Raw genomic sequence first — 21,605 nt, 5'->3', positions numbered from 1 at the left:
GGCGGCGGCGCGAGAGCCTTCCCGGGGGCGGGTCCGGTCAGGTCGCCGTGCCCGGGGAGGCGGTGCTCGATCCCGCCGGAGTGAGTTCGGCGCGGACGACCACGGCGTAGCCGCCGTTGCCGAGCAGCGCCTTGCCCTCCAGGTCACCGGCCGTCGTGTGCAGGGTGAGGATCGCACCGCTCTCGGGGTCGAAGTCCACGTCGGTGAGCGAGCCGAGTTCGTCGCCGCGGTCGGTGAGGACCCGCTTCTGCGGCAGGTCGTTGTGCTTGTCCGCGAGCTCCTTGAGGTCGCCTTCGGCGGCCTCCAGCACGTCCGGATCGTCCACCATCACGGCGTCGGACCCGATCGCGCGGGCGCGCGCCAGGGTGAGGACGGTGCGCTTGGAGTCCTTGGTCTTGTGCAGGCGGAGCGCCACGACGCGGCCCTGGGCCACATCGACGACGCAGGCGTCCACGATCCCGACCGTGGTCGCGTCGGCGACGCTCACCACGCGCCGGTCCTCGGTCTGGCTGAACAGCATCACGCCTCCGTCGCTCGCGGGCGGTCACGGTAGGCCCTGACCCGTTCCTCGAAGGTGGCGAGGTCCTCGGCGACGTACTCGGTCACCGTGGCGGGTACGACCAGGGCTTCGCCGGAGACCGCGATGGTCTCGGCCCGGGGCAGGAACACCGTGCGGGCGCGGCGGCCGAGGGCCTCGGTCGGGGCGATCTCGTAGCCGACGACATCGGCGCCGGCGCCCGGGTCCACGACGACGTCCACGATCCGGCCGATGTCGGTCCCGGCGTCGGTGAGGACGCGGGACTGCAGCACGTCCCCGCCCCGGGCCTCGGACTTCTCCACCACGTCCGTTCGGGTCTCGAGGACGTCCTCGCTCCTGATCATGAGGGCGTCGCGGCCGAGGCCGTGGACCGCCGTCCAGGGGAGGCTCTGCTTCATCGGTCCGGAGAACCACTTGCGGCCGCTGAGGGTGAACCCGACGATCCGCCCGCCGGCGCCGTCGAACACGACGTCCTTGACCTGGCCGACCGCGTCTCCGCCGAGGGTGACCACCGGGCGCTTGGTGATCTCCGTCGCGAGCATCAGGGCGCCGGTCACCTCAGCCCGCCCGTCCGGCCGCGTCCGCGCCGCTTCACGGCGATGACGCCACCACTGCGGCGGCGTGCCTGGATCCCCAGGGTCGACAGCGCCAGGACGCCGACGATCACCGCAATGATGACGATCCACACCCACCAGTCCATCGCGCACCTCTTCACGTCGGTCCACGTCGGTCCGCGTCGGTCGCCGCCGTCCGCGTCGCGCCGGGCCGCGTACCCGCTGCACCGGCCGGTACACCCAGGATCGGTCACGCTCCGCATGCTGTCCACGCGTGTCGTGAGCCCGCCCGCTCACGACACGCGTCAAGATCGACCCGGAAATGGCCGGGCCATCGGCTCGACCGGCGGAAAGCCGACAGAGGACCGCCGCGGCACCGGCATCGGCGGAACGGGCGAAGGAGCGGTGGACATGACTGGGCACGGCGACAAGGAATCCGCGCGCCCGGGCCGGCGCGGCGTTCTCACGGCGGGAATCGGCACCGGTCTCGCGCTGATGACCACGGGCGCGGGCGCCGCGCACGCGGTCCCCGGCTCCGCCCCGGCCGGAAGGCGGACGCCGTCGTCCTCCCTCTCGGGCGAGCAGTACGAGATCTCCCGCGGCGACCAGCACCTCGTCGTCACCGAACTGGGTGCCGGGCTGAGGTCGTACACGGTGAAGGGCCATGAACTGCTCGACACCTTCGCCGCGGATTCCTATCCGACCGGCGCCTCGTACGGTCAGGTGCTCATTCCGTGGCCGAACCGGATCGACCACGGCACCTACACCTTCGACGGCACCGAGCAGATGCTGCCCTGGAGCGAGCCCGCCCAGCAGAACGCCATCCACGGGCTGACCCGGTGGATGAACTGGGAGGCCGTGGAGCGCACCACGTCACGGCTGGTCATGGGGCTCACCCTGCACGCCCAGCCCGGCTATCCGTTCGTGCTGCGCCTGCGGCAGACCTATGAACTGACCGAACGGGGGCTGGTGGTCACCAACACCGCGCGCAACACCGGCGGGAGCCGGGTGCCGTACGGCGTGGGTGCCCACCCGTACTTCACGCTCGGCACCGAGTACATCGACGACATCGTGCTCACGCTTCCGGCCCGGACCTGGTTCCGTACGAACGAGCGCGCCATCCCCCTTCCGCCACCCGTCCCCGTGGCCGGAACCCCCTACGACTTCCTGCGTCCGCGCCGGTTGGGGAGCACCGTTCTCGACACCGGATTCGCCGATCTCGTCCGGGACGCCGACGGATCGGCGGTCGTCCGTATGGCCTCCCCCGCGAGCCCTGTCTCGCTCGAGGTGTGGCAGGACCGGCAGCACCCCTTCCTTCAGGTCTACACGGGCGACACCCTCCCCGATCCCGACGGCCGCCGGCGCGGGCTGGCCGTCGAGCCGTACTCCTGTGCCGCGAACGCGTTCAACAACGGCTACGGGCTCAGGATTCTGGCGCCCGGAGAGGCGTTCCGCGGCCAGTGGGGCGTACGGCCGACGCTCGGCTGACGGCGGGGGACGGTGCCGCGGAGCGCGGGCGCCGGGCCAGGCGAGAGTGTCACCGATTGACATCTCGGTGCGATTGCACAAGTCGTGAGCTTCTGTGGACGAACCGTAGTAGTTACTCGCCAGTAGCCCCTAGCCTTTCGGGCGTGCGTTCGTTCCCCCCACCCGACGCCCACAAACCCCCCTTTGACGCAACTACCGCACGCCGGTTGCGAGAAGGGCTGGGTATGGGCCATGCCCAGGTCGCCTACGGAATCTGGGCCTCCTACGGACTGCAGGTCAGTCCGGCGATGGTGGCTGCCTGGGAGCTCGGCGACGACTCACCGACCGAAGCCGAACTCACCGCGCTGGCCGGAGCCCTCTGGTGCTCGCCCGGCGATCTCCTGGGCTCACCGAGCACCCTGCGGGAGCACCGGCTGGCGCGCGGTTTAGCCGCCTCCGACCTGGCACTGCACATCGGCATGGACCCGGCCGCGTACGAACTGGTCGAGCAGACGGGCCACTGGACAGGAAACGACCGTCAGGCCACGGCGCTCGCCGAGACCCTGGCGCTGCCGCTGCCCGCGTTCATCGAGTTCACCGGGCGCTCGGACGCCCTGACCGATCTGCTGCGCAACGCCGTCACCACGCGCTGGCAGGCCTACGTCAAACCGCTGACGAAGATGCTGCCGCTCCCCAAGCAACGCCTGGGTGACGTCCTGCACCAGCTGCACTCCGACTACCAGGCGCGAATGGTCGGCACGCTCAACTGGGGCGTGGGCGCCACGTCGACCCAGTCGGGAGACGCGGGGAAAGCTTTCCTCGACGAGGTGCTGGAGCTGTTCTGGTCGCTGCTGTACGCACAGGAGCGCGAGAGCCGTTAGGCCGCGGCGGACGCCGACGGCGGACCGGCGTCAGGCTCGCCCGCCGGTCCGGGAGGGCCGGTTCGCCGGCCGCAGCGGCGCGGGACGTCCGGACGGAGTCCGTCTAGAAGACGGACTCCGCCTCTCGCATGCGGAATTCGGGGACCGTCTTCAGCTCGGTGACGGCGTGCGCCAGCGGCACCATCCGGATGTCCGTCCCGCTCAGCGCGGTCATCATGCCGAACTCACCGCGGTGCGCGGCCTCGACTGCGTGCCAGCCGAAGCGGTTGGCCAGCACACGGTCGTACGCCGTCGGCGTCCCGCCGCGCTGGACATGGCCGAGAATGACCGGCCGGGCCTCCGTGCCGAGCCGGCTCTCCAACTCGGTGGCCAGGCGGTTGCCGATCCCGGCGAAGCGCTCGTGGCCGTAACTGTCGATCGCGCCGCGCTCGTACGGCATCGAGCCGTCGGTCGGGTGTGCGCCCTCGGCGACGCAGATCACGGCGAACTTCTTGCCGCGCGCGAAGCGCTCCTCCACCATCGTGCAGAGCGCGTCGACGTCGAACTTCCGCTCCGGCAGGCAGATCCCGTGCGCGCCGCCCGCCATCCCGGACTCCAGCGCGATCCAGCCCGCGTGCCGCCCCATGACCTCGACGACCATGACGCGCTGATGGGACTCGGCGGTCGTCTTCAGCCGGTCGATGGCCTCCGTCGCGACCGTGACAGCGGTGTCGAAGCCGAACGTGCGGTCCGTGGAGGAGATGTCGTTGTCGATCGTCTTGGGCACGCCGACGACCGGCATCCCGGCCTCCGAGAGCATCCGGGCCGCCGTGAGCGTGCCTTCGCCGCCGATCGGGATCAGCACGTCGAGGCCGAGTTCACGGCAGAGTTCCTCGGCGTTGTCGGTGGCCTCGCTCAGCCGGGCGCGCTCCAGCCGCGAGGAGCCCAGGATCGTGCCGCCGCGGGCGAGGATGCCGCCGACGGCCTCGAGGTCGAGCTTGCGGTACCGGCGGTCGAGCAGTCCCTTGAAGCCGTCCTCGAATCCGATGACCTCGTCGCCGTGAGCAGCCATCGCGCGGTGCACGACCGACCGGATGACGGCGTTCAGGCCGGGGCAGTCGCCGCCTGCGGTGAGAACTCCGATACGCATCGGCTTGACTCTCCTGCTCGGTACTCGGTGGCCGGGGGGTCGCGCACGTCGACCCGTTCGATTGTTCCACGACGCCGGGGGCCGCTGTTCCAGGCCGGGCGGACCGCCGGCGCCGACCGCGGTCCGCCCGATTCTCCCGGCCCGTCCGCCCTGCGTACGGCCCCTCCACCCGGCCCCGGGCCCTACTCATCCGTGCAGGTATTGTCAAGAGGGTAGGCCCACTGACGTCGGCTGCATCGAGCCGATCCGGCGTTCGAAGATCGGAGAGCAGGCGTGACGCGCAGCGTGTACGTGACCGGGATCGACCGGGGCGACGGCCGCCAGGTCGTCGAGCTGGGAGTCATGGAGCTCCTGACCCGTCATGTCGACCGGGTGGGGGTCTTCCGCCCCCTCGTCCACGACGGTCCCGACCGGCTCTTCGAGCTGCTGCGGGCCCGCTACCGCCTCAGCCAGCCCGCCGAGAGCGTGTACGGGATGGACTACCACACGGCCGCCCGCCTCCAGGCCGAGCGCGGCACCGACGAGCTCGTCTCCCAACTCGTCGCCCGTTTCCACGAAGTGGCCCGCGGTTACGAATTCGTGCTCGTTCTCGGCACGGACTTCGCGGGCACCAACCTCCCGGCCGAGCTGAATCTCAACGCCCGGCTGGCGAACGAGTTCGGCGCCTCCGTCATCGCGGTCGTCGGCGGCCAGGACCAGGACGCCGTCTCCGTACGCGCCGAGGTCCACAACGCGTACGCCGCCCTCGACTCCCTCGGCTGCGACATCACCGCGATGATCGTGAACCGGGTCGCGCGCGCGGACCACGAGGAGGTCTCCGTACGCCTCACCGACCGGCTGCCGGTCCCCTGCTACACCCTCCCCGAGCACGACTCCCTCTCCGCCCCCACCGTGCAGCAGATCGTGCACGCCCTGCACGCCGAGGTGCTGCTCGGTGACGCGGCCGGACTCGCCCGTGACGTACGGGACTTCGTCTTCGGCGGCGCGATGCTGCCGACCTTCCTGCGCGCGCTGACCGAGGGGTGCATGGTGATCACCCCGGGCGACCGGGCCGACCTGATCGTCGGGGCGCTCGCCGCCCACAGCGCCGGCGCCCCGCCCATCGGGGGCGTGCTGCTCACCCTCGACGAGCGGCCGGGCCCTGACATCATGGCGCTGGCCTCCCGGCTGGCCCCGGGCACGCCCGTCCTGTCGGTGCCGGGCCAGAGCTTCCCGACGGCCGGTGAGCTGTCCCGGATCGAGGGCAAGCTCAACGCGGCCTCCCCGCGCAAGGCCGAGACCGCCCTCGGACTCTTCGAACGGCACGTGGACACGGCCGCGTTGACCCACCGCATATCCCTGGCGCGCTCCAGCCGCGTCACGCCGATGATGTTCGAGCACGAGCTGATCGAGCGCTCCCGTACCGAGCGCCGCCGTGTCGTGCTCCCCGAGGGCACCGAGGAGCGGGTGCTGCGCGCCGCGGACGTGCTGCTGCGCCGCGACGTCTGCGACCTCACGCTCCTCGGCGACGAGGACCTGATCCGCAAGCGCGCTGCCGAGCTGGGCATAGACGTCACCGGCGCCCATCTCATCGACCCGCAGACCTCCGCGCTGCGGGAACGATTCGCCGAGCTGTACGCCACCATCCGGGCCCACAAGGGCGTCGGGTACGAGCTGGCGTACGACATCGTCGCGGACGTCTCGTACTTCGGCACGCTGATGGTCGAGGAGGGGCTGGCCGACGGGATGGTCTCGGGCGCGGTCCACTCCACCGCCGCCACGATCCGCCCTGCCTTCGAGGTGATCAAGACGGCGCAGGGCGCGCAGATCGTGTCCTCCGTCTTCTTCATGTGCCTCGCCGACCGGGTGCTCGTCTACGGCGACTGCGCGGTCAACCCCGACCCGGACGCCGAGCAACTGGCGGACATCGCGATCCAGTCGGCCACGACCGCCGCCCAGTTCGGCGTCGAGCCGCGGATCGCGATGCTCTCGTACTCCACCGGCACCTCCGGTTCGGGCGCGGACGTCGACAAGGTGCGCAAGGCCACCGAGATCGTCCGCGAGCGCCGCCCGGACCTGGCGGTGGACGGGCCGATCCAGTACGACGCGGCGGTGGACACCGCCGTGGCCGCGACGAAACTGCCGGACTCCGAAGTCGCGGGCAAGGCCACCGTGCTGGTCTTCCCCGACCTCAACACCGGTAACAACACGTACAAGGCCGTGCAGCGGTCGGCCGGGGCGGTGGCGGTCGGCCCGGTCCTCCAGGGGCTGCGCAAGCCGGTCAACGACCTCTCGCGCGGCGCGCTGGTCCAGGACATCGTCAACACCGTCGCCATCACCGCGATCCAGGCACAGGGTGAGCGGTCCGGCACGGGCCCCTCCCCTGCCCCGTCCCCGTCCCAGAATGCGGAGTCCGCGTGAGCGCCACTCGCGTCCTCGTCCTCAACTCCGGCTCCTCGTCGGTGAAGTACCAGCTCCTCGACATGGCGGGCGGGGCCGGCGAACGGCTCGCCTCGGGCATCGTGGAGCGCATCGGCCAGGGCGAGGTGGCCGACCACACGGCCGCACTCAAGCGGGTCGCCGCCGAACTGGCCGCCGCGGGGCTCGGGCTGGACTCCCCCGCGCTCGCGGCGGTCGGCCACCGGGTGGTGCACGGCGGCACCCGGTTCACCGAGCCCACCCTGATCGACGACGGTGTCGTGGCCGCCATCGAGGACCTGGTCCCGCTCGCCCCGCTGCACAACCCGGCCAACATCACCGGCATCAAGGTCGCCCGCGAACTGCGGCCCGACCTCCCGCAGGTGGCCGTCTTCGACACCGCGTTCCACTCAACGATCCCGGAGGCCGCGGCCCGCTACGCCATCGACGCCGCGACCGCCGACGCGCACGGCGTGCGCCGCTACGGCTTCCACGGCACCTCGCACGCGTACGTCTCACGGGCCGCCGCGAGGCTGCTGGGCAAGGACGTCTCCGACACCAACGCGATCGTGCTGCACCTGGGCAACGGCGCCAGCGCATCTGCCGTACGCGGCGGGGTGTGCGTGGACACCTCGATGGGCCTGACCCCGCTGGAGGGCCTGGTCATGGGCACCCGCTCGGGCGACATCGACCCGGCCGTGATCTTCCATCTCTCCCGGGTCGCGGGCATGTCCACGGACGAGACGGACACCCTGCTGAACAAGCGCAGCGGGCTGCTCGGTCTGTGCGGCGACAACGACATGCGGGAGATCGGCCGGAGGATGGGCGAGGGCGACGAGCGGGCGCAGCTCGCCTTCGACGTCTACATCCACAGGCTGCGGAAGTATGTCGGCGCGTACTTCGCGGTACTCGGGAGGGTGGACGTCGTCGCGTTCACCGCGGGGGTGGGCGAGAATTCCGCGGCCGTACGCGAGGCGGCCATGCACGGGCTGGGAGGTCTGGGCATCGAGCTGGACACGGTGCGCAATGCCCTGCGGGCCTCGTCCGAAGGCGCCTCCGGCGGTAGCTGGGGTGGGGGTCCCCCCGGCGGTAGCTGGGGGAGGCTGATCTCGGCCGTGGACAGCCGGGTGGCGGTCGCCGTGGTGCCCACCGATGAGGAACTGGAGATCGCCACGGAGACATACGCCCTGGTCAGCGCCGCGCCCTCGGATGTACCTACAGCTCCAATATTCCGCTCCTAAACAAAACCGATAGGATCGCCCTCATGCGCCGTTCCAAAATCGTCTGCACCCTGGGCCCTGCCGTCGACTCCTTCGATCAGCTGAAGTCGCTGATCGATGCCGGCATGAACGTGGCCCGCTTCAACATGAGCCACGGTTCCCACCCGGAGCACGAGGAGCGTTATCACCGCGTCCGCAAGGCGTCGGAGGAGACCGGCCGCGCGGTCGGTGTCCTCGTCGACCTGCAGGGCCCGAAGATCCGTCTGGAGACCTTCGCGGAGGGCCCGGTCGAGCTGGTGCGTGGTGACGAGTTCACCATCACCACCGAGGACGTGCCCGGCGACCGGACGATCTGCGGCACCACGTACAAGGGCCTGCCCGGGGACGTCTCCAAGGGCGAGACGATCCTGATCAACGACGGCGCGGTGGCACTCCAGGTCGTGGAGGTCGAGGGCCCGCAGGTGCGGACCATCGTCATCGAGGGCGGCGTGGTCTCCGACCACAAGGGCATCAACCTGCCCGGCGTCTCGGTCAACGTCCCGGCGCTGTCGGAGAAGGACATCGAGGACCTGCGCTTCGGGCTCGCGCTGGGCTGCGACATGGTGGCGCTGTCCTTCGTACGGGACGCGGGCGACATCCGTGACGTCCACCGGGTCATGGACGAGGTGGGGCGCCGGGTCCCGGTCATCGCCAAGGTCGAGAAGCCGCAGGCGGTGGCGAACATGGAGGAGGTCGTGCTGGCCTTCGACGGCGTCATGGTCGCGCGCGGCGACCTGGCCGTGGAGTACCCGCTCGAGAAGGTCCCGATGGTGCAGAAGCGGCTCATCGAGATGTGCCGCAGGAACGCCAAGCCGGTGATCGTCGCGACCCAGATGATGGAGTCGATGATCAACTCGTCGCGGCCGACCCGCGCCGAGGCCTCCGACGTGGCGAACGCCATCCTGGACGGCACGGACGCGGTGATGCTCTCCGCCGAGTCCTCGGTCGGCAAGTACCCGATCGAGACGGTCAAGACGATGTCGCGCATCGTGGAGGCCGCCGAGAAGGAGCTGCTGTCCCGCGGGCTGCAGCCGCTGGTGCCCGGCAAGAAGCCGCGGACGCAGGGTGGTTCGGTCGCCCGTGCCGCCTGCGAGATCGCCGACTTCCTGGGCGCCAAGTCGCTGGTGGCCTTCACCCAGTCCGGAGACACCGCCCGCCGGCTCTGCCGCTACCGCGCCCAACAGCCGATCCTGGCCTTCACCACCGACGTATCCACTCGTAACCAGCTCACGCTGAGCTGGGGCGTGGAGTCCTACATCGCGCCCTACGTGGAGAACACCGACGCGATGGTCGACCTGGTCGACGCGGAGCTGCTGAAGCTCGGCCGTTACGGCGCCGGCGACACCATGATCATCACCGCGGGCTCGCCCCCCGGCGTCCCCGGCACCACCAACATGGTCCGGGTGCACCACCTGGGCGGCTGACAACCCCCGTCACGCGAAAGGGCGGTGGCCGGCTCCCTGGGGAGCCGGCCACCGCCCTTTCGGCGTGCGTTTGTCCGGGCCTACTTGGTGCTGAACTGCTGTATGCCCGGGACGGTGAGCGTGCCGCCGAACTGACCGGCCTGCTTCACCTTCGCGTCGGTGAAGATGGCGAAGGGTACGTTGAGCGGAGGCGGGCTGTCGGGGCTGAAGGTGACGGGGATCAGCCCGAACAACTTGCCGCTCAGCTCCTCGGTGTACATGGTCACCGTGCCCCCGCGCAGCTTCGAGGTGCTGCCTTCGGCCGCCTTCACATGCCCGGTGGTGCCCGACGGACCGTCCACCATCTGGTGCATGTCCTTGATGTCCGTCTCGTCGGCGGTGAACTTCAGGACCTTCTTCACGTTGCCGCTGTACGTCTTGACCTCGACGATGCCCTTGAAGTCCAGACCGCGCAGCGTGAGCTTGGAGGTCTCCAGGCGCCATGCCTCGTCCGGGAGCAGCGGGATGCCCTGCTCCAGGTCCGCGGCGGCCAGCGCCTCGGGGTCCTTCTCCGGGCACGGGAACGGCTTCTTGCCGTCCTTGGTCCCGGTCGCGCCCTCGGCGGTGTCCTTGGCGTCCTCGGTCGCCTTCTCGGCCGACTTCTTGGCCTCGTCGCCGACCTCTTCGACCTTCGCTCCGACCTTGTCCGCCGCACCCTTGATGGCGTCCTTGGTCTTGTCGACGGTCTCCGCGGGCTTGTCCGCGGTCTCGGACGGCTCGGGTTCCGCCGTCTCGGAACTCGGCTCCTCGGAGGGGGTGGAGCTGCTCTCGGCCGGGGCCGGCTCCTCTTCCTCCTCCTCGTCGTCGTCGCCGTCGAAGAGGTCCTTGAGCTTCTCGCCCACGCCCAGCGGGTCCAGCGGGTTGTCGGACTCCGACTCCGAGGGGCTCGGCTCGGGCGACGGGCTCTCGTCGGCCGGGGCGGACTCGGACGGCTCCGGCGTCTTCGACGCGTCGGAGTCCTCCGCCTTGTCCCCGGAGGGACTCGGCTTCTTCGCCGACGGTTCATCGCTCGGCTCGTCCGACGTGGACGCGTCCGGCGACTGCGACGGGGACGGGGACTTCTTCTCGTCCTCCGCCTTCTCCTTCTCCTTCTCCGACGGCTCGTCGGAGCGGGAGACGCAGGGCCCGGGCGCGAAGGGGTTCCCGGGAACCTCGTCCGCCTGGGCGAGCTTCGGGGTCAGGCCCATGCCCACGAACACCGCTGTGGGCATCGCGGCCAGGGCTATCGCCTTGCCCGCCGGAATCTGCAACTTGGTGAGCAGCGACTTCCGGGGTGCCGCGTGGCGCGGCCCCGTTCTGACGGGGCGAGCCACGGGGGAGTCGCCGCTTCCGGCCGCGACCGGCCGGGCCTCGTCAGCCTGCACGGTGCCTCCCGCCATTCACTTCGACAACCCTTCCCGCTTCGAAGGAGTCCCCGGCGTCCGTGGGCGCCGTGTCCGGCTCGTCGTCCGGCCGTTCGGCGGGCTTCCCGCCGCCTTCGGCCGGTGCCCAGGCGATGGACAGAGCACCACCCGTCAGCGCGAGGAGGAAGCCGACCAGAAAGCCGCCGAGGTTGGACACGGGGATGGAGACCAGGGCCAGCAAAATGGTCGCGACACCCGCGAACACCCGGACGATGTGGTGGAACCACATGGTCAGGCCGAGTGTCACCAGCAGTACGCCGATGATCAGCGAGCCCGCGCCCGCTGTCGTCGCCATGCGGATGGTGAGCTGCCCGACCTTGAGGTTGGCATAGGGCAGGTACGCGATCGGCACGCCGCCGAGAATCGTCAGCAGGCCCGCCCAGAACGGCCGGCTGCCGCGCCATCCGCGGAAGCGAAGCCGCCAGTATCGAATTCGGTCACGCAGCCCTGGTGACTCGGCGCTCATGGAAAACAGCTCCTGGGGACGGCGTTGTTACAACAGAGTTCAGGGGTTGGGCGGGCGGGAAACCGGGGCTCCCCACCCGCCCGGCGAGCGCTTAGTAGCACTCCTTGACGCCCTTGTGGAGCCTCATGCTGAGCCCGCTCAGCTTGAAGGTTCCGGCGCTGGTGGCCCAAGCGGTCTGCTTGACGTCGGTCAGGGTGGCGCTGTCGGCCTCCTGAGCGAAGCCGGCAGGGCTCGCGTGGTCACCCTTGTTGATGCCGGGGCCCTTGGTGCTGGCACCGGCGGCGACACCGACGTTGATGTTCTTGAACGTGGCGTCGGCGTCGAGCTGCGCCACGTCGATGTACAGGTTCTCGGCCTCGACCGGCGCCGCGCCGCCACCTGCGTTGAGCTGCAGGGTGACGGTGCCGATCAGCGGGACGTCCGGCGTGACGACGGACTGACACATGCTGTTGATCTTCGCGCTCTTGAACGCGGAGACAGCAACGGGGACGTTCTTCCCGCCGACCTGTGTGTCGTAGGCCCCGTACTGGACGAAACCCTTACCCTCGAGCCGCTCAGCGCTGACCTTGAACTGCTGGCCGGAAACGCTGAACGATGCCGCGAGCGCACCCTGCGAGAGGGCGACGCCGATCGCGGCGGTCGCCGCGACGCTCGGCACCATGACAACGGCGAACCGCTTCCATCTGGTCCCGCCACGTGCCAGGGACTCCATGACTTTCCTCCTTCTCGGACGTACATCTCCGGCGGGGCCGGTGGGCCGGCCCGACCTGGGATGGGAGAAGTGCTACGTCCTCGGGAAGGAGAGCGCCGTCGTACTCGGGAGGCGCGTACCGCACCCGAACCACACCGGCGATCACCCCCGAGCGACAACCACTGGCCACGCATCCGCGCAACCTCTCTGGACAGGCCCTGCCGAGGGTTCGGCAGAGACCCCCCTGTCCAAGGCCGGCGCCACTGCCGCCGGCCTGCTCGGTGGGGACCCAGGACACCCCCAGCACCGAGTGGATCCCGGGCTGCGGGTTTGGACCGAGCGTGGCCGATCGTGGTGCATCAACCGGGTCCGGCACAAGGCCCGCGTTACTGGGGAGTAACGGACGGATAACCGATCCGTGGCCGACACATCTCGGCCGGGTACGCAGGGTCGCCGGTTCAATGCCCGATTGTGGAGGAGTAATTGGCACATACGCGGACAAGGCTCCGCGCTTCATTTACTGCCAGTAACAGCGGCCGCGATTACCAAGTTTTGGTAAAGCGCGGCCGCTGTGATCACTTCAGGCCCCGGTTGACGCTACGTCAGGCGTCCCCGGGGCGGGTCTGGGTGGCGGCACAGCGGCCGTCACCCTGTACAACGCGGGCGGATGGCCCGTCCGTCGGTCGCGGCAGGAGATTCTTCCCCCACCCCGACACCCTCCACTCCTGACCGGGGCGAACCGGTCAGAAGAGAACGCGCGCGAGGGCGTTGCGCGCGCCGGTCACCCGGGGGTCGTCACCGCCGATCACCTCGAACAGCTCCAGCAGCCGGACACGGGCGGCTTCCCGGTCCTCCCCCGCCGTGCGCCGGACGGTGTCGATGAGCCGCCCGAACGCGTCCTCGACATGACCGCCGACCAGGTCCAGGTCCGCGGCCGCAAGCTGGGCGGTGACGTCCGCGGGGCTGTCCGCCGCGGCCTTGCGCACCGCGGCCGGGTCCGCGCCCTCCACCCGCTTCAGCAACTCCGCCTGAGCCAGGCCGAGCTTGGCCTCCGCGTTGGCCGGGTCGTCGGCGAGCACATTGGTGTACGCCTGGATCGCCCCTCCCAGATCCCCGGCGTCCAGCGCCTGGTGCGCGGCACCGAGCGCGCTGTCGTACGGGCCGGCGGGCGCGGCCGGGGCCTCGGCGGGCTCCTCGGCGTCCTCCCCGGCGGGCGCGGCCGGGGCGCCCACGATCCCGAAGCGCTGCTCCGCGGCCTGGATCAACTGGTCGAGCACCTGGCGGATCTGGCCCTCCGGGGCGGCTCCCTGGAAGAGCGGCAGCGCCTGGCCCGCGATCACCGCGAAGACGGCCGGGATGCCCTGCACGCCGAACTGCTGGAAGAGCATCTGGTTGCTGTCGACGTCGATCTTGGCGAGTACGAACTTGCCCGCGTACTCGGTCGCGAGGTTCTCCAGCACGGGGCTGAGCTGCTTGCAGGGCTCGCACCACTCGGCCCAGAAGTCGATGACGACGGGCACCTCGGCGGAGCGCTGGAGGACATCGTTCTCGAAGCCCGCCTCGTCGACGTCGAAGACGAGTCGGGCGGGGGTCGTCTGCGAGCCGCCGCCGCGGGCCGCCTCGGCCCGGGCCTGCTCAGCCTTCTGCTTGGCTTCCCCGGCGGCCTTCACCGCGGCGAGGTCGACGACTCCGCTCATGGACATGTTCCGTGGCTGCATGAGTACATCCTCCCCCTTCCGCGCAGAGATCGGAAAAGCGCCTGTTTCCGTCATGGACACGGCGTCCTGCTCGGCGCCGGGTCCCCACCCTCGCGCCCGTGGCTGTCGCACCATCACCGTGTTTCGCTACGAGCCGTAGCGTATCTGATGCCACCCCGGCCGCAGCAACCCCGCCCCCCGGCATACCGCGCGGTAGGGTCGCCCGCATGTGCAGCATCTCCGGCCGTACGAGCCGCTCCGGCCGTACGGGACGTCCGCGCAGCGCCGAGGCCGACCAGGCCATTCTCGACGCGACCCGCGCCGCGCTCGTCGAACTCGGCTGGGGAAAGCTGACGATGGGCGACGTCGCGGCGCGCGCCGGAGTGGCGAAGACCACGCTCTACCGCCGGTGGGCGAACAAGAACGAGCTCGTCGTGGACGCGGTCGCGATCCTCTTCGACGAGCTCGAACTCCCCGACCGGGGCGGCCTGCAGGCGGACATCGAGGGCGTGGTGCTGCAGTTCGGGGCGCTGCTGGAGCGGCCCGAGACCAAGACAGCTCTGATGGCGGTCGTCGCCGAGTCCACCGGCGACGAGGGGCTGCGGGCCCGAATCCGGTCCGCGATCGTGGACCGGCAGAAGCGGCTGGTGCTGCTCGGCCGCGAGCGTGCCCAGGCGCGGGGCGAACTGCCGCCCGACGAACCGGGCGCGGTCGGTGCGGCGGCCGCGGCCCGCTTCGTGGACCTGATCTTCGACGTGACGGCGGGCGCGGTGGTGCACCGCTCGCTGGTCAGCGGTGAGCCCGTGGACGAGGCATGGGCCCGTGACTACGCCGCCGTGCTGCTCGGCGGGCTCGGGGCGGTGGGCCGGCCGGACTGACCGGCGCGGCCCCCGCCGCACCCGCCGGATCGCGGCAGGTGCGGTCCGACTCCCGCGTGCGGTCCTAGACGCCGTACCGGTCGGCCGAGAAGCGGTGCAGATGCTCCGCGACCCAGCGCGACGTACGGCGCAGGCCCTCCTCCAGGCCGACCTCCGGACGCCAGCCCGCCCACTCCCGCGCGCGGGAGTTGTCCGACAGCAGCCGCTCCACCTCGCTGCCCGCGGGGCGCAGCCGCGCCGGGTCGACCACCACGCGCGCGTCCCTCCCCGTCGCGGCGATCAGCGCCCGGGCGAGATCGCCGACGGCGATCTCCCGGCCGGTGCCGAGATTGACCACCTCGCCCAGCGCGCGGTCGCAGTCCGCCAGCGCGAGGAACCCGGCGGCCGTGTCCGTGACGTAGGTGAAGTCGCGGGTGGGCGTGAGCGACCCGAGCCGTATCTCCTCGGCACCGGCGTGGAGTTGGGCCAGGATCGTGGGGATCACCGCCCGCGAGGACTGGCGCGGTCCGTAGGTGTTGAACGGCCGCACGACGGTCACCGGCAGGTCGAAGGCGTGCGCGTACGACAGGGCCATCATGTCCGCGCCGATCTTCGACGCGGAGTACGGCGACTGGGGCTGCAGCGGGTGGTCCTCGGCGATGGGGACGGTGCGCGCGGTTCCGTAGACCTCGCTCGTGGAGGTGTGGACCAGCCTGCGCACACCGTGGCGGCGGCAGGCCCCGGCGATGTTCTGGGTGCCGGTGACGTTGGTCTGCACGTAGGACTCGGGGGACGCGTAGCTGTACGGGATCCCGATCAGCGCGGCGAGGTGGAAGACGGTGTCGCACCCCTCCACCGCGTCCATCACGCGACCCGCGTCCCGTACGTCCCCGGCGAGCGTCTCCACGGGGCTGTCCGGGCCCAGGTGATGGGCGAGGTGCCCCGCGGCGGCGTACGGCTTGTAGTGGACGAGCGCGCGGACCCGTGCGCCGCGCTCGACGAGCAGATCGACGAGGGTGCTGCCGATGAAGCCCTCGGCGCCGGTCACCAGAACGGTGCGGCCGGCCCAGGACGGTGCGGTCGGATCGGTCATGACGCGTGGTGCTCCTTCGTACGGGCGTGGCGGTCGGTCGTCGGTGCGGGGCGGCCGGCGAGCCGCAGCACCTTGGCGGCCAGGAGGTCGGCCGCCCGTGCGTGGGTCCCCGGGTCGGCGGTGCCGCTCATCGCTACCAGCCGCGCGGGGTCGTCCAGCAGGGGCTCGGTGAGGGCGGCGAGACGGTCCGGGGTCGTCTCGCCGTCCGGCAGCAGCAGGGCCGCGCCGGCGTCGCAGAGCACGCGGGCGTTGTGTGTCTGGTGGTCGCCCGGGGCGTGGGGGTAGGGCACGAGCACGGCGGGGACGCCGGTGGCCGCCAGCTCGGCGACCGTGGCCGAACCGGCGCGGCACACGATGAGGTCCGCCGCCGCGTAGGCGAGGTCCATGCGGTCGAGGTAGGCCACGGCCTCGGCGACCCGGTCGCCGCCCTCGGCGGCGAGCCGGGCCCGTACCCCGGGGAGTGCGTCAGGACCGGTCTTCACCAGCAGCCGGACGTCCGGCCGGTCCTGCCAGCGCCGGGCAAGGCCCACGGCGGCCTCGTTGAGGCGGGCCGCGCCGAGGCTGCCGCCGTTGACCACCAACAGCCGCACCCCGGCGGGCACACCGAACGCGGTGCGCGCGGCCGCCCGCGTCCCGTCCCGGTCCAGGCCGGCGACGGGGCCGACCAGCGGCATGCCGACGGTCTCGGCGTCCGCGCCGGACGGCAGGTGCGCGCGGGTGCGGTCGAAGGCGAGCGCGATGTGCGGGGTGAGGCGGGCGGCGAAGCGGTTCGCCCTGCCCGGTACGGCGTTGGACTCGTGGATCAGGCTCGGCAGCCCGGCGAGCCGCGCGCCGACGATCACGGGAGCGCTGGGATAGCCGCCCATGCCGACCGCGACCTGCGCGCCCTGGCGCCGCATGATGCCGCGGACCTGGGCTCCGGAGCGCATCAGCGCGGCGGGCAGCAGATAGCGGCGGGCCCCGAGCGCCGGGTCGTACGGGATCATGTCGACGGTGTGCAGCGGGTATCCCGCCTCGGGGATGAGACGGGTCTCCAGCCCGCGATCGGTGCCGACGAAGCTGATGTGCGCGGACGGGTCCGCGCGGCGCAGGGCCTCGGCGAGTGCCAGGCCGGGATAGATGTGGCCCCCGGTTCCGCCCGCCCCGATGACCACGGACAGCGGCCGCGACGGGGCGGTGCGCGGGGTTTCTTCTGGCTCGGTCATGGACGTCAGGCTGCGGGGCGGGCCTAAGACGGATCTAAGAGCAGGGTTTGGCAGCCTTGGGTGCTATGAGCACAGCGCCGCCGACCTGCCGCCGAGGTCTTACGGAACCGTCCGCCGCCTGCCCGGGCCGTATGCCGGCACACGAAGGCGCCGCGGCGGCCAGGGGCGTGAGGTGAGCGGCGTGGCCGGCGGGGCACGGATCCTCGTCGTGGACGACGACCCGGAGGTGCGGGCCGCGGTCGAGGACGGCCTGGCGATCGAGGGCTTCACCGTCCGCGGTGTGTCCGACGGCCTGGGCGCGCTGAGCGCCGTGGCCGAGTGGCAGCCGGACGCGCTCGTGCTCGATGTGCTCATGCCCGTGCTCGACGGGCTGGCGGTGTGCCGCCGGCTGCGCGGACTGGGCGACCGTACGCCCGTCCTCGTCCTGACCGCGCTGGACGCGGTGAGCGAACGCGTCGACGGGCTCGACGCCGGAGCCGACGACTACCTCGTCAAACCCTTCGCGCTGGACGAACTGACCGCGCGCGTACGGGCCCTGCTGCGACGCGCGGCCCCGGACGCCTCCGAGGAGCCCACCGCGACCTCCTTCTCCGACCTCGTCGTGGACCCGGCCACGCGCACCGGCGTTCGGGGCGGGCGGCGGCTGGAGTTCAGCAGGACCGAGTTCGCACTCCTGGAACTGCTGCTCGCGCATCCCGGGCAGGTGCTGCCCCGGGAACTGATCCTGGAGCGGGTGTGGGGCGCGGCGTTCGGCCCGGACACCAACTCCCTGGCCGTGTACGTCGGTTACCTCCGCCGGAAGCTGGAGGCGGGCGGCGAAGCGCGCCTCGTCCACACCGTGCACGGCATCGGCTACCGGCTGGACCTCGCGTGAGCGCCCGCCGTTCCCTCGGTGCCCGCTGGCGCCGCCGCCGTCCCCTGCGCACCCGGCTCGCGCTGGTCGCGGCGGCGGCGGTGGCCATGGTCGTGGTGGGCGTGTGCGCGGGCGCGTTCGTGGTGATCCGGCACGAGCTCAACCGTCAGCTCGACCTCAGCCTCAGCCAGGCGGTGACGGCCGTCGGCCGGACCTCCCTCGACAACGGCCCTGGGGTCGTCCACGGGGAGTGCCGCTTCCTGGGCTCCGCCTGCGTCCAGATCGTCCCGGCGGATCGGGGCGACGATCCCGGACGCCCGTACCTGCTGCCGGTCACCCAGGGCGCCCGCGACGTGGCCGCGGGCCGCCGCGCCGCCGGATACAAGGACATCAGCTTCCAGGGCTACCGGATGCGCGTGCTCACCCAGCGCGTCACCGGGGACCGGGCGGTCCAGGCGGCGCTGCGCGCCGACACCGTCGAGCGCGGCGTACGGCGGGCCGCCTGGCTGCTGGGCGGCGTCGGCGGCGCGGGCGTGCTGCTGGCGGGCGGGCTGGGCTACTGGGTCTCGCGCACCGGCCTCGCCCCGGTCGCCCGGCTGACCGCGACCGCCGAGCGGATCGCGGCGACGCGCGACGCCCGGCACCGCATCGAGCTGCCGCCCGGCCCGCCGGGGCGCGAGGACGAGGTGACGCGGCTGGCGAGCAGCTTCAACACCATGCTGGGCGAGCTGGAGCAGTCGGTCGCCGCCCAGCGGCAGCTCGTCGCGGACGCCTCGCACGAACTGCGCACCCCGCTGACCGCCTTGCGCACCAACGCCGAACTGCTCGCCCGCGGCGACCGGTTGACCGCGGCGCAGCGCGAGCGTGCGGCGGGTGCGCTGGGGCGGCAGCTCCGCGAGGTGGGGCAGCTGGTCGGCGACCTCATCGAACTGGCGCGGGACGAGGAGCCGCAGCCGCTCCTGGAGGAGGTCCGGCTCGCGAGCCTGCTGGAGTACGGGGTGGGGGCGGCGCGGGAGCACTGGCCGGGGGTCGCGTTCACCCTCGAGATCACCCCGGACGCGTCCGGGCTGACGGTCCCGGGCGTCCCGTCCCGGCTGAGCCGGATGCTGGGCAACCTCCTGGACAACGCGGCGAAGTTCAGCCCGCCGGGCGGCCCGGTCGAGACGGCCCTGACGGTGGAGGGCGGAGCGCCGCGGCTCGTCGTACGGGACCACGGGCCCGGTGTCGCGGAGGCTGACCTGCCCTACGTCTTCGACCGCTTCTACCGCGCGGACGCCGCCCGCGCGCTGCCGGGCTCGGGGCTCGGCCTCGCGATGGTCCGGCGTATCGCGCTGGCCCACGGCGCGGAGCCGGAGGCCGGGCGGGCGCCGGGCGGAGGCGCGGTCTTCACCATCCGCTTCCCGGCCCGGGACTGACCCCGGCCCGTCCGGCGCACGGACCGCCCCGCAGCACAGCGGCTCCGGCGGCCGGGAGGGCCACCGGAGCCGGTGAGGAGGGACGGAGCCGTCAGAAGCCCGCGGGCTCGGTGTAGACGCCCCACTCGTCGCGCAGCACGCCGCAGATCTCGCCGAGGGTGGCCTCGGCCCGTACGGCGTTCAGCATCGGTTCGATCATGTTGCCGCCGTCGCGGGCCGCGGCGACCATCGCGTCCAGGGCACCGCGTACGGCGTCCTCCTCGCGCGCGGCCTTGCGGTCGGCGAGGACACGCACCTGATCGCGCTCGACCTCGTGGCTGACGCGGAGGATCTCCAGGTCGCCGGTGACCGAGCCGGTGTGGCAGTTGACGCCCACGACCCGCTTGTCGCCCTTCTCCAGGGACTGCTGGTACTGGAAGGCGGACTCGGCGATCTCGCCGGTGAACCAGCCGTCCTCGATGCCGCGCAGGATGCCCGAGGTGATCGGCCCGATCGGGTGCTTGCCGTCCGGGTGGGCGCGCAGGCCCCGCTCCTTGATGCGGTCGAAGATCTTCTCCGCGTCGGCCTCGATGCGGTCGGTCAGCGCCTCGATGTACCAGGAGCCTCCGAGGGGGTCCGCGACGTTCGCGACGCCGGTCTCCTCCATCAGCACCTGCTGGGTGCGCAGCGCGATCTCCGCGGCCTGCTCGCTGGGCAGGGCCAGGGTCTCGTCGAGGGCGTTGGTGTGCAGGGAGTTGGTGCCGCCGAGGACGGCGGCCAGCGCCTCGACCGCGGTCCGTACGACGTTGTTGTACGGCTGCTGGGCGGTCAGCGAGACACCCGCGGTCTGGGTGTGGAAGCGCAGCCACTGCGCCTTGTCGGAGGTGGCGCCGTAGACCTCGCGCATCCAGCGGGCCCAGATACGGCGCGCCGCGCGGAACTTGGCGATCTCCTCGAAGAAGTCGACGTGCGCGTCGAAGAAGAAGGAGAGGCCGGGGGCGAAGGTGTTGACGTCCAGGCCGCGGGAGAGGCCCAGCTCGACGTACCCGAAGCCGTCGGCGAGGGTGTACGCCAGCTCCTGCGCGGCCGTCGCACCCGCTTCGCGGATGTGGTAGCCGGAGACCGAGAGCGGCTTGTACGCGGGGATGGAACGCGTGCAGTGCTCCATCAGGTCGCCGATCAGACGCAGATGGGGCTCGGGCTCGAAGAGCCACTCCTTCTGCGCGATGTACTCCTTGAAGATGTCGGTCTGCAGGGTGCCGTTGAGGATGCCCGGGTCGATGCCCTGGCGCTCGGCGGCCACCAGGTACATGCAGAAGACCGGCACGGCGGGACCGCTGATCGTCATCGACGTGGTGACGTCGCCGAGCGGGATGTCCTTGAAGAGGACCTCCATGTCGGCGGCCGAGTCGATGGCCACACCGCAGTGGCCGACCTCGCCGAGCGAGCGGGGGTCGTCGGAGTCGCGGCCCATGAGCGTCGGCATGTCGAAGGCCACGCTGAGCCCGCCGCCGCCGTTGGCGAGGATCATCTTGTAGCGCTCGTTCGTCTGCTCGGCGTTGCCGAAGCCCGCGAACTGGCGGATGGTCCAGGTGCGGCCGCGGTACCCGGTGGCGTGCAGGCCACGGGTGTACGGGTACTCCCCGGGCCAGCCGATCCGCTCGAAGCCCGGCACGGTGCTCCCGGGCGGCGGACCGTAGACGGGCTCGACGGGATCCCCGGAGAGCGTGGTGAAGTCCGCGTCCCGCTTACGGGAGGCGTCGTACCGGGCCTGCCAGCGGCGGCGGCCCTCTTCGATGGCGTCGGCGTCGTCCATACCATCGAATTTACTAGGACGTCCTAGTAATTGTCGACGGGAACCCGCCCCGCAGCGTCCGCGGGGCGGTGGTCCTAGGCCTTGACGGGGCGCGCCGGCACGTCGCTGACCAGCGGCTTCACCTGGGCAGCGATCTTCGGCTCGACGAAGAAGGCGGCGAAAGGAATCGTCCCGGACAGCAGCACCCAGGCGAGCCGGCCGAAGTCCCACTTCACCTTGGACCCCAGATCGAAGGTCACGACCAGGTAGACGATGTACAGCAGGCCGTGGATCTGCGAGACGACGAAGGTGACGTCCTCGCCCGTATCGAATCCGTACTTGAAGACCATGCAGGTGCACAGCACCAGCAGCATGACGGCGGTGACGTAGGCCATCACCCGGTAGCGGGTCAGCACGCTCTTCTTCATGGCACACGAGCGTAACCGCCGGTGCGCGGCGACCC

At 71.5% G+C, this 21,605-nt stretch carries 20 protein-coding genes; 8 read left to right on the top strand and 12 right to left on the bottom strand.

Translation table 11 applies throughout. The features are described 5' to 3' along the window. Positions 1-37 precede the first annotated feature (37 nt). From ABZ822_RS04010 to ABZ822_RS04000, 3 genes are read right to left on the bottom strand one after another with little or no spacing between them, the layout of a single operon-like run. Complete coding sequence (locus ABZ822_RS04010; RefSeq protein ID WP_360846451.1) at positions 38-520, bottom strand: hypothetical protein; 483 nt, start codon at positions 518-520, stop codon at positions 38-40. Further along, entirely contained in the window at positions 520-1,095 is a 576-nt protein-coding gene (locus ABZ822_RS04005) for a PRC-barrel domain-containing protein (protein WP_360846449.1), read from the bottom strand. The genes ABZ822_RS04010 and ABZ822_RS04005 overlap by 1 nt, the downstream gene beginning before the upstream one ends. Beyond that, positions 1,092-1,346 carry a hypothetical protein gene (locus tag ABZ822_RS04000; RefSeq protein WP_360846447.1) on the bottom strand — a complete coding sequence of 85 codons (255 nt, stop codon included), beginning with the start codon at positions 1,344-1,346 and terminating at the stop codon, positions 1,092-1,094. The genes ABZ822_RS04005 and ABZ822_RS04000 overlap by 4 nt, the downstream gene beginning before the upstream one ends. Before the next feature lie 157 nt (positions 1,347-1,503). On the opposite strand from ABZ822_RS04000, the gene ABZ822_RS03995 reads away from it, so the two are divergent. Then, positions 1,504-2,580 carry an aldose 1-epimerase family protein gene (locus ABZ822_RS03995; RefSeq protein WP_360846445.1) on the top strand — a complete coding sequence of 359 codons (1,077 nt, stop codon included), beginning with the start codon at positions 1,504-1,506 and terminating at the stop codon, positions 2,578-2,580. A 224-nt stretch (positions 2,581-2,804) separates the two neighbouring features. Next, positions 2,805-3,440 carry a helix-turn-helix transcriptional regulator gene (locus ABZ822_RS03990; RefSeq protein ID WP_360846443.1) on the top strand — a complete coding sequence of 212 codons (636 nt, stop codon included), beginning with the start codon at positions 2,805-2,807 and terminating at the stop codon, positions 3,438-3,440. A gap of 103 nt (positions 3,441-3,543) precedes the next feature. Here ABZ822_RS03990 and ABZ822_RS03985 read toward each other — a convergent pair whose 3' ends face one another. Next, on the bottom strand, positions 3,544-4,569 hold the full coding sequence (locus tag ABZ822_RS03985) for a 6-phosphofructokinase (protein WP_360846441.1): 1,026 nt from the start codon (positions 4,567-4,569) through the stop codon (positions 3,544-3,546). Positions 4,570-4,842: 273 nt separating this feature from the next. On the opposite strand from ABZ822_RS03985, the gene pta reads away from it, so the two are divergent. The 3 genes from pta to pyk are packed head-to-tail and all read left to right on the top strand — an operon-like array spanning position 4,843 to position 9,649. After that, complete coding sequence (pta, locus tag ABZ822_RS03980; RefSeq protein ID WP_360846439.1) at positions 4,843-6,969, top strand: phosphate acetyltransferase; 2,127 nt, start codon at positions 4,843-4,845, stop codon at positions 6,967-6,969. After that, positions 6,966-8,207 (top strand): acetate kinase, encoded by a 1,242-nt coding sequence (locus tag ABZ822_RS03975; protein ID WP_360846437.1) that lies wholly within the window; start codon positions 6,966-6,968, stop codon positions 8,205-8,207. The genes pta and ABZ822_RS03975 overlap by 4 nt, the downstream gene beginning before the upstream one ends. 23 nt (positions 8,208-8,230) lie before the next feature. Then, complete coding sequence (gene pyk / locus ABZ822_RS03970) at positions 8,231-9,649, top strand: pyruvate kinase (RefSeq protein ID WP_360846435.1); 1,419 nt, start codon at positions 8,231-8,233, stop codon at positions 9,647-9,649. Positions 9,650-9,729: 80 nt separating this feature from the next. Here pyk and ABZ822_RS03965 read toward each other — a convergent pair whose 3' ends face one another. The 4 genes from ABZ822_RS03965 to ABZ822_RS03950 all read right to left on the bottom strand — a co-directional run bounded on the left by ABZ822_RS03965 (position 9,730) and on the right by ABZ822_RS03950 (position 13,966). Then, positions 9,730-11,052: a hypothetical protein gene (locus ABZ822_RS03965; protein ID WP_360846433.1), complete on the bottom strand. Its 1,323-nt coding sequence runs from the start codon at positions 11,050-11,052 to the stop codon at positions 9,730-9,732. Next, entirely contained in the window at positions 11,042-11,557 is a 516-nt protein-coding gene (locus ABZ822_RS03960; protein ID WP_360846431.1) for a DUF6114 domain-containing protein, read from the bottom strand. The genes ABZ822_RS03965 and ABZ822_RS03960 overlap by 11 nt, the downstream gene beginning before the upstream one ends. A 91-nt stretch (positions 11,558-11,648) precedes the next feature. After that, positions 11,649-12,269 (bottom strand): DUF6230 family protein, encoded by a 621-nt coding sequence (locus ABZ822_RS03955; RefSeq protein WP_360846429.1) that lies wholly within the window; start codon positions 12,267-12,269, stop codon positions 11,649-11,651. 722 nt (positions 12,270-12,991) lie between these two features. Then, on the bottom strand, positions 12,992-13,966 hold the full coding sequence (locus ABZ822_RS03950) for a tetratricopeptide repeat protein (protein WP_360846427.1): 975 nt from the start codon (positions 13,964-13,966) through the stop codon (positions 12,992-12,994). A gap of 206 nt (positions 13,967-14,172) precedes the next feature. On the opposite strand from ABZ822_RS03950, the gene ABZ822_RS03945 reads away from it, so the two are divergent. After that, positions 14,173-14,823 (top strand): TetR/AcrR family transcriptional regulator, encoded by a 651-nt coding sequence (locus tag ABZ822_RS03945; protein ID WP_360846425.1) that lies wholly within the window; start codon positions 14,173-14,175, stop codon positions 14,821-14,823. A gap of 64 nt (positions 14,824-14,887) precedes the next feature. On the opposite strand, the gene ABZ822_RS03940 is transcribed toward ABZ822_RS03945, so the two are convergent. Further along, a complete protein-coding gene (locus ABZ822_RS03940; RefSeq protein WP_360846423.1) occupies positions 14,888-15,895 on the bottom strand; it encodes an SDR family NAD(P)-dependent oxidoreductase in 1,008 nt (335 codons plus the stop codon). Then, positions 15,892-17,100, bottom strand: coding sequence for a UDP-N-acetylglucosamine--N-acetylmuramyl-(pentapeptide) pyrophosphoryl-undecaprenol N-acetylglucosamine transferase (locus ABZ822_RS03935; RefSeq protein WP_360846421.1), 1,209 nt, complete (start codon positions 17,098-17,100; stop codon positions 15,892-15,894). The genes ABZ822_RS03940 and ABZ822_RS03935 overlap by 4 nt, the downstream gene beginning before the upstream one ends. 181 nt (positions 17,101-17,281) lie before the next feature. Here ABZ822_RS03935 and ABZ822_RS03930 point away from each other — a divergent pair, with 181 nt between their 5' ends. Both ABZ822_RS03930 and ABZ822_RS03925 read left to right on the top strand, forming a co-directional pair. Further along, the gene (locus ABZ822_RS03930) at positions 17,282-17,974 is read left to right on the top strand and encodes a response regulator transcription factor (RefSeq protein WP_360846419.1); all 693 of its coding nucleotides are present in this window, start codon (positions 17,282-17,284) and stop codon (positions 17,972-17,974) included. Beyond that, complete coding sequence (locus tag ABZ822_RS03925; protein ID WP_360846417.1) at positions 17,971-19,368, top strand: HAMP domain-containing sensor histidine kinase; 1,398 nt, start codon at positions 17,971-17,973, stop codon at positions 19,366-19,368. Before ABZ822_RS03930 ends, ABZ822_RS03925 begins: the two co-directional genes overlap by 4 nt. A gap of 91 nt (positions 19,369-19,459) precedes the next feature. Here the strand turns inward: ABZ822_RS03925 and ABZ822_RS03920 are convergent, their stop codons facing one another. Then, complete coding sequence (locus ABZ822_RS03920; protein WP_360846415.1) at positions 19,460-21,163, bottom strand: methylmalonyl-CoA mutase family protein; 1,704 nt, start codon at positions 21,161-21,163, stop codon at positions 19,460-19,462. Between the two features lie 74 nt (positions 21,164-21,237). Beyond that, complete coding sequence (locus ABZ822_RS03915) at positions 21,238-21,570, bottom strand: DUF3817 domain-containing protein (RefSeq protein WP_360846413.1); 333 nt, start codon at positions 21,568-21,570, stop codon at positions 21,238-21,240. Positions 21,571-21,605 lie beyond the last annotated feature (35 nt).

The sequence above is a fragment of the Streptomyces sp. NPDC047108 genome (genome assembly GCF_040643575.1).
Lineage (GTDB): Bacteria > Actinomycetota > Actinomycetes > Streptomycetales > Streptomycetaceae > Streptomyces.
Note: the sequence above shows the minus strand (reverse complement) of the source record. Positions and strands in the feature narration are given on the sequence as shown.

Coding starts and splice junctions, on each gene's coding strand:
- ABZ822_RS04010 (WP_360846451.1), bottom strand. CDS start 520: ATGCTGTTCAGCCAGACCGAGGACCGGCGCGTGGTGAGCGTCGCCGAC.
- ABZ822_RS03995 (WP_360846445.1), top strand. CDS start 1,504: ATGACTGGGCACGGCGACAAGGAATCCGCGCGCCCGGGCCGGCGCGGC.
- ABZ822_RS03990 (WP_360846443.1), top strand. CDS start 2,805: ATGGGCCATGCCCAGGTCGCCTACGGAATCTGGGCCTCCTACGGACTG.
- ABZ822_RS03985 (WP_360846441.1), bottom strand. CDS start 4,569: ATGCGTATCGGAGTTCTCACCGCAGGCGGCGACTGCCCCGGCCTGAAC.
- pyk (WP_360846435.1), top strand. CDS start 8,231: ATGCGCCGTTCCAAAATCGTCTGCACCCTGGGCCCTGCCGTCGACTCC.
- ABZ822_RS03960 (WP_360846431.1), bottom strand. CDS start 11,557: ATGAGCGCCGAGTCACCAGGGCTGCGTGACCGAATTCGATACTGGCGG.
- ABZ822_RS03955 (WP_360846429.1), bottom strand. CDS start 12,269: ATGGAGTCCCTGGCACGTGGCGGGACCAGATGGAAGCGGTTCGCCGTT.
- ABZ822_RS03950 (WP_360846427.1), bottom strand. CDS start 13,966: ATGCAGCCACGGAACATGTCCATGAGCGGAGTCGTCGACCTCGCCGCG.
- ABZ822_RS03945 (WP_360846425.1), top strand. CDS start 14,173: ATGTGCAGCATCTCCGGCCGTACGAGCCGCTCCGGCCGTACGGGACGT.
- ABZ822_RS03940 (WP_360846423.1), bottom strand. CDS start 15,895: ATGACCGATCCGACCGCACCGTCCTGGGCCGGCCGCACCGTTCTGGTG.
- ABZ822_RS03935 (WP_360846421.1), bottom strand. CDS start 17,100: ATGACCGAGCCAGAAGAAACCCCGCGCACCGCCCCGTCGCGGCCGCTG.
- ABZ822_RS03920 (WP_360846415.1), bottom strand. CDS start 21,163: ATGGACGACGCCGACGCCATCGAAGAGGGCCGCCGCCGCTGGCAGGCC.
- ABZ822_RS03915 (WP_360846413.1), bottom strand. CDS start 21,570: ATGAAGAAGAGCGTGCTGACCCGCTACCGGGTGATGGCCTACGTCACC.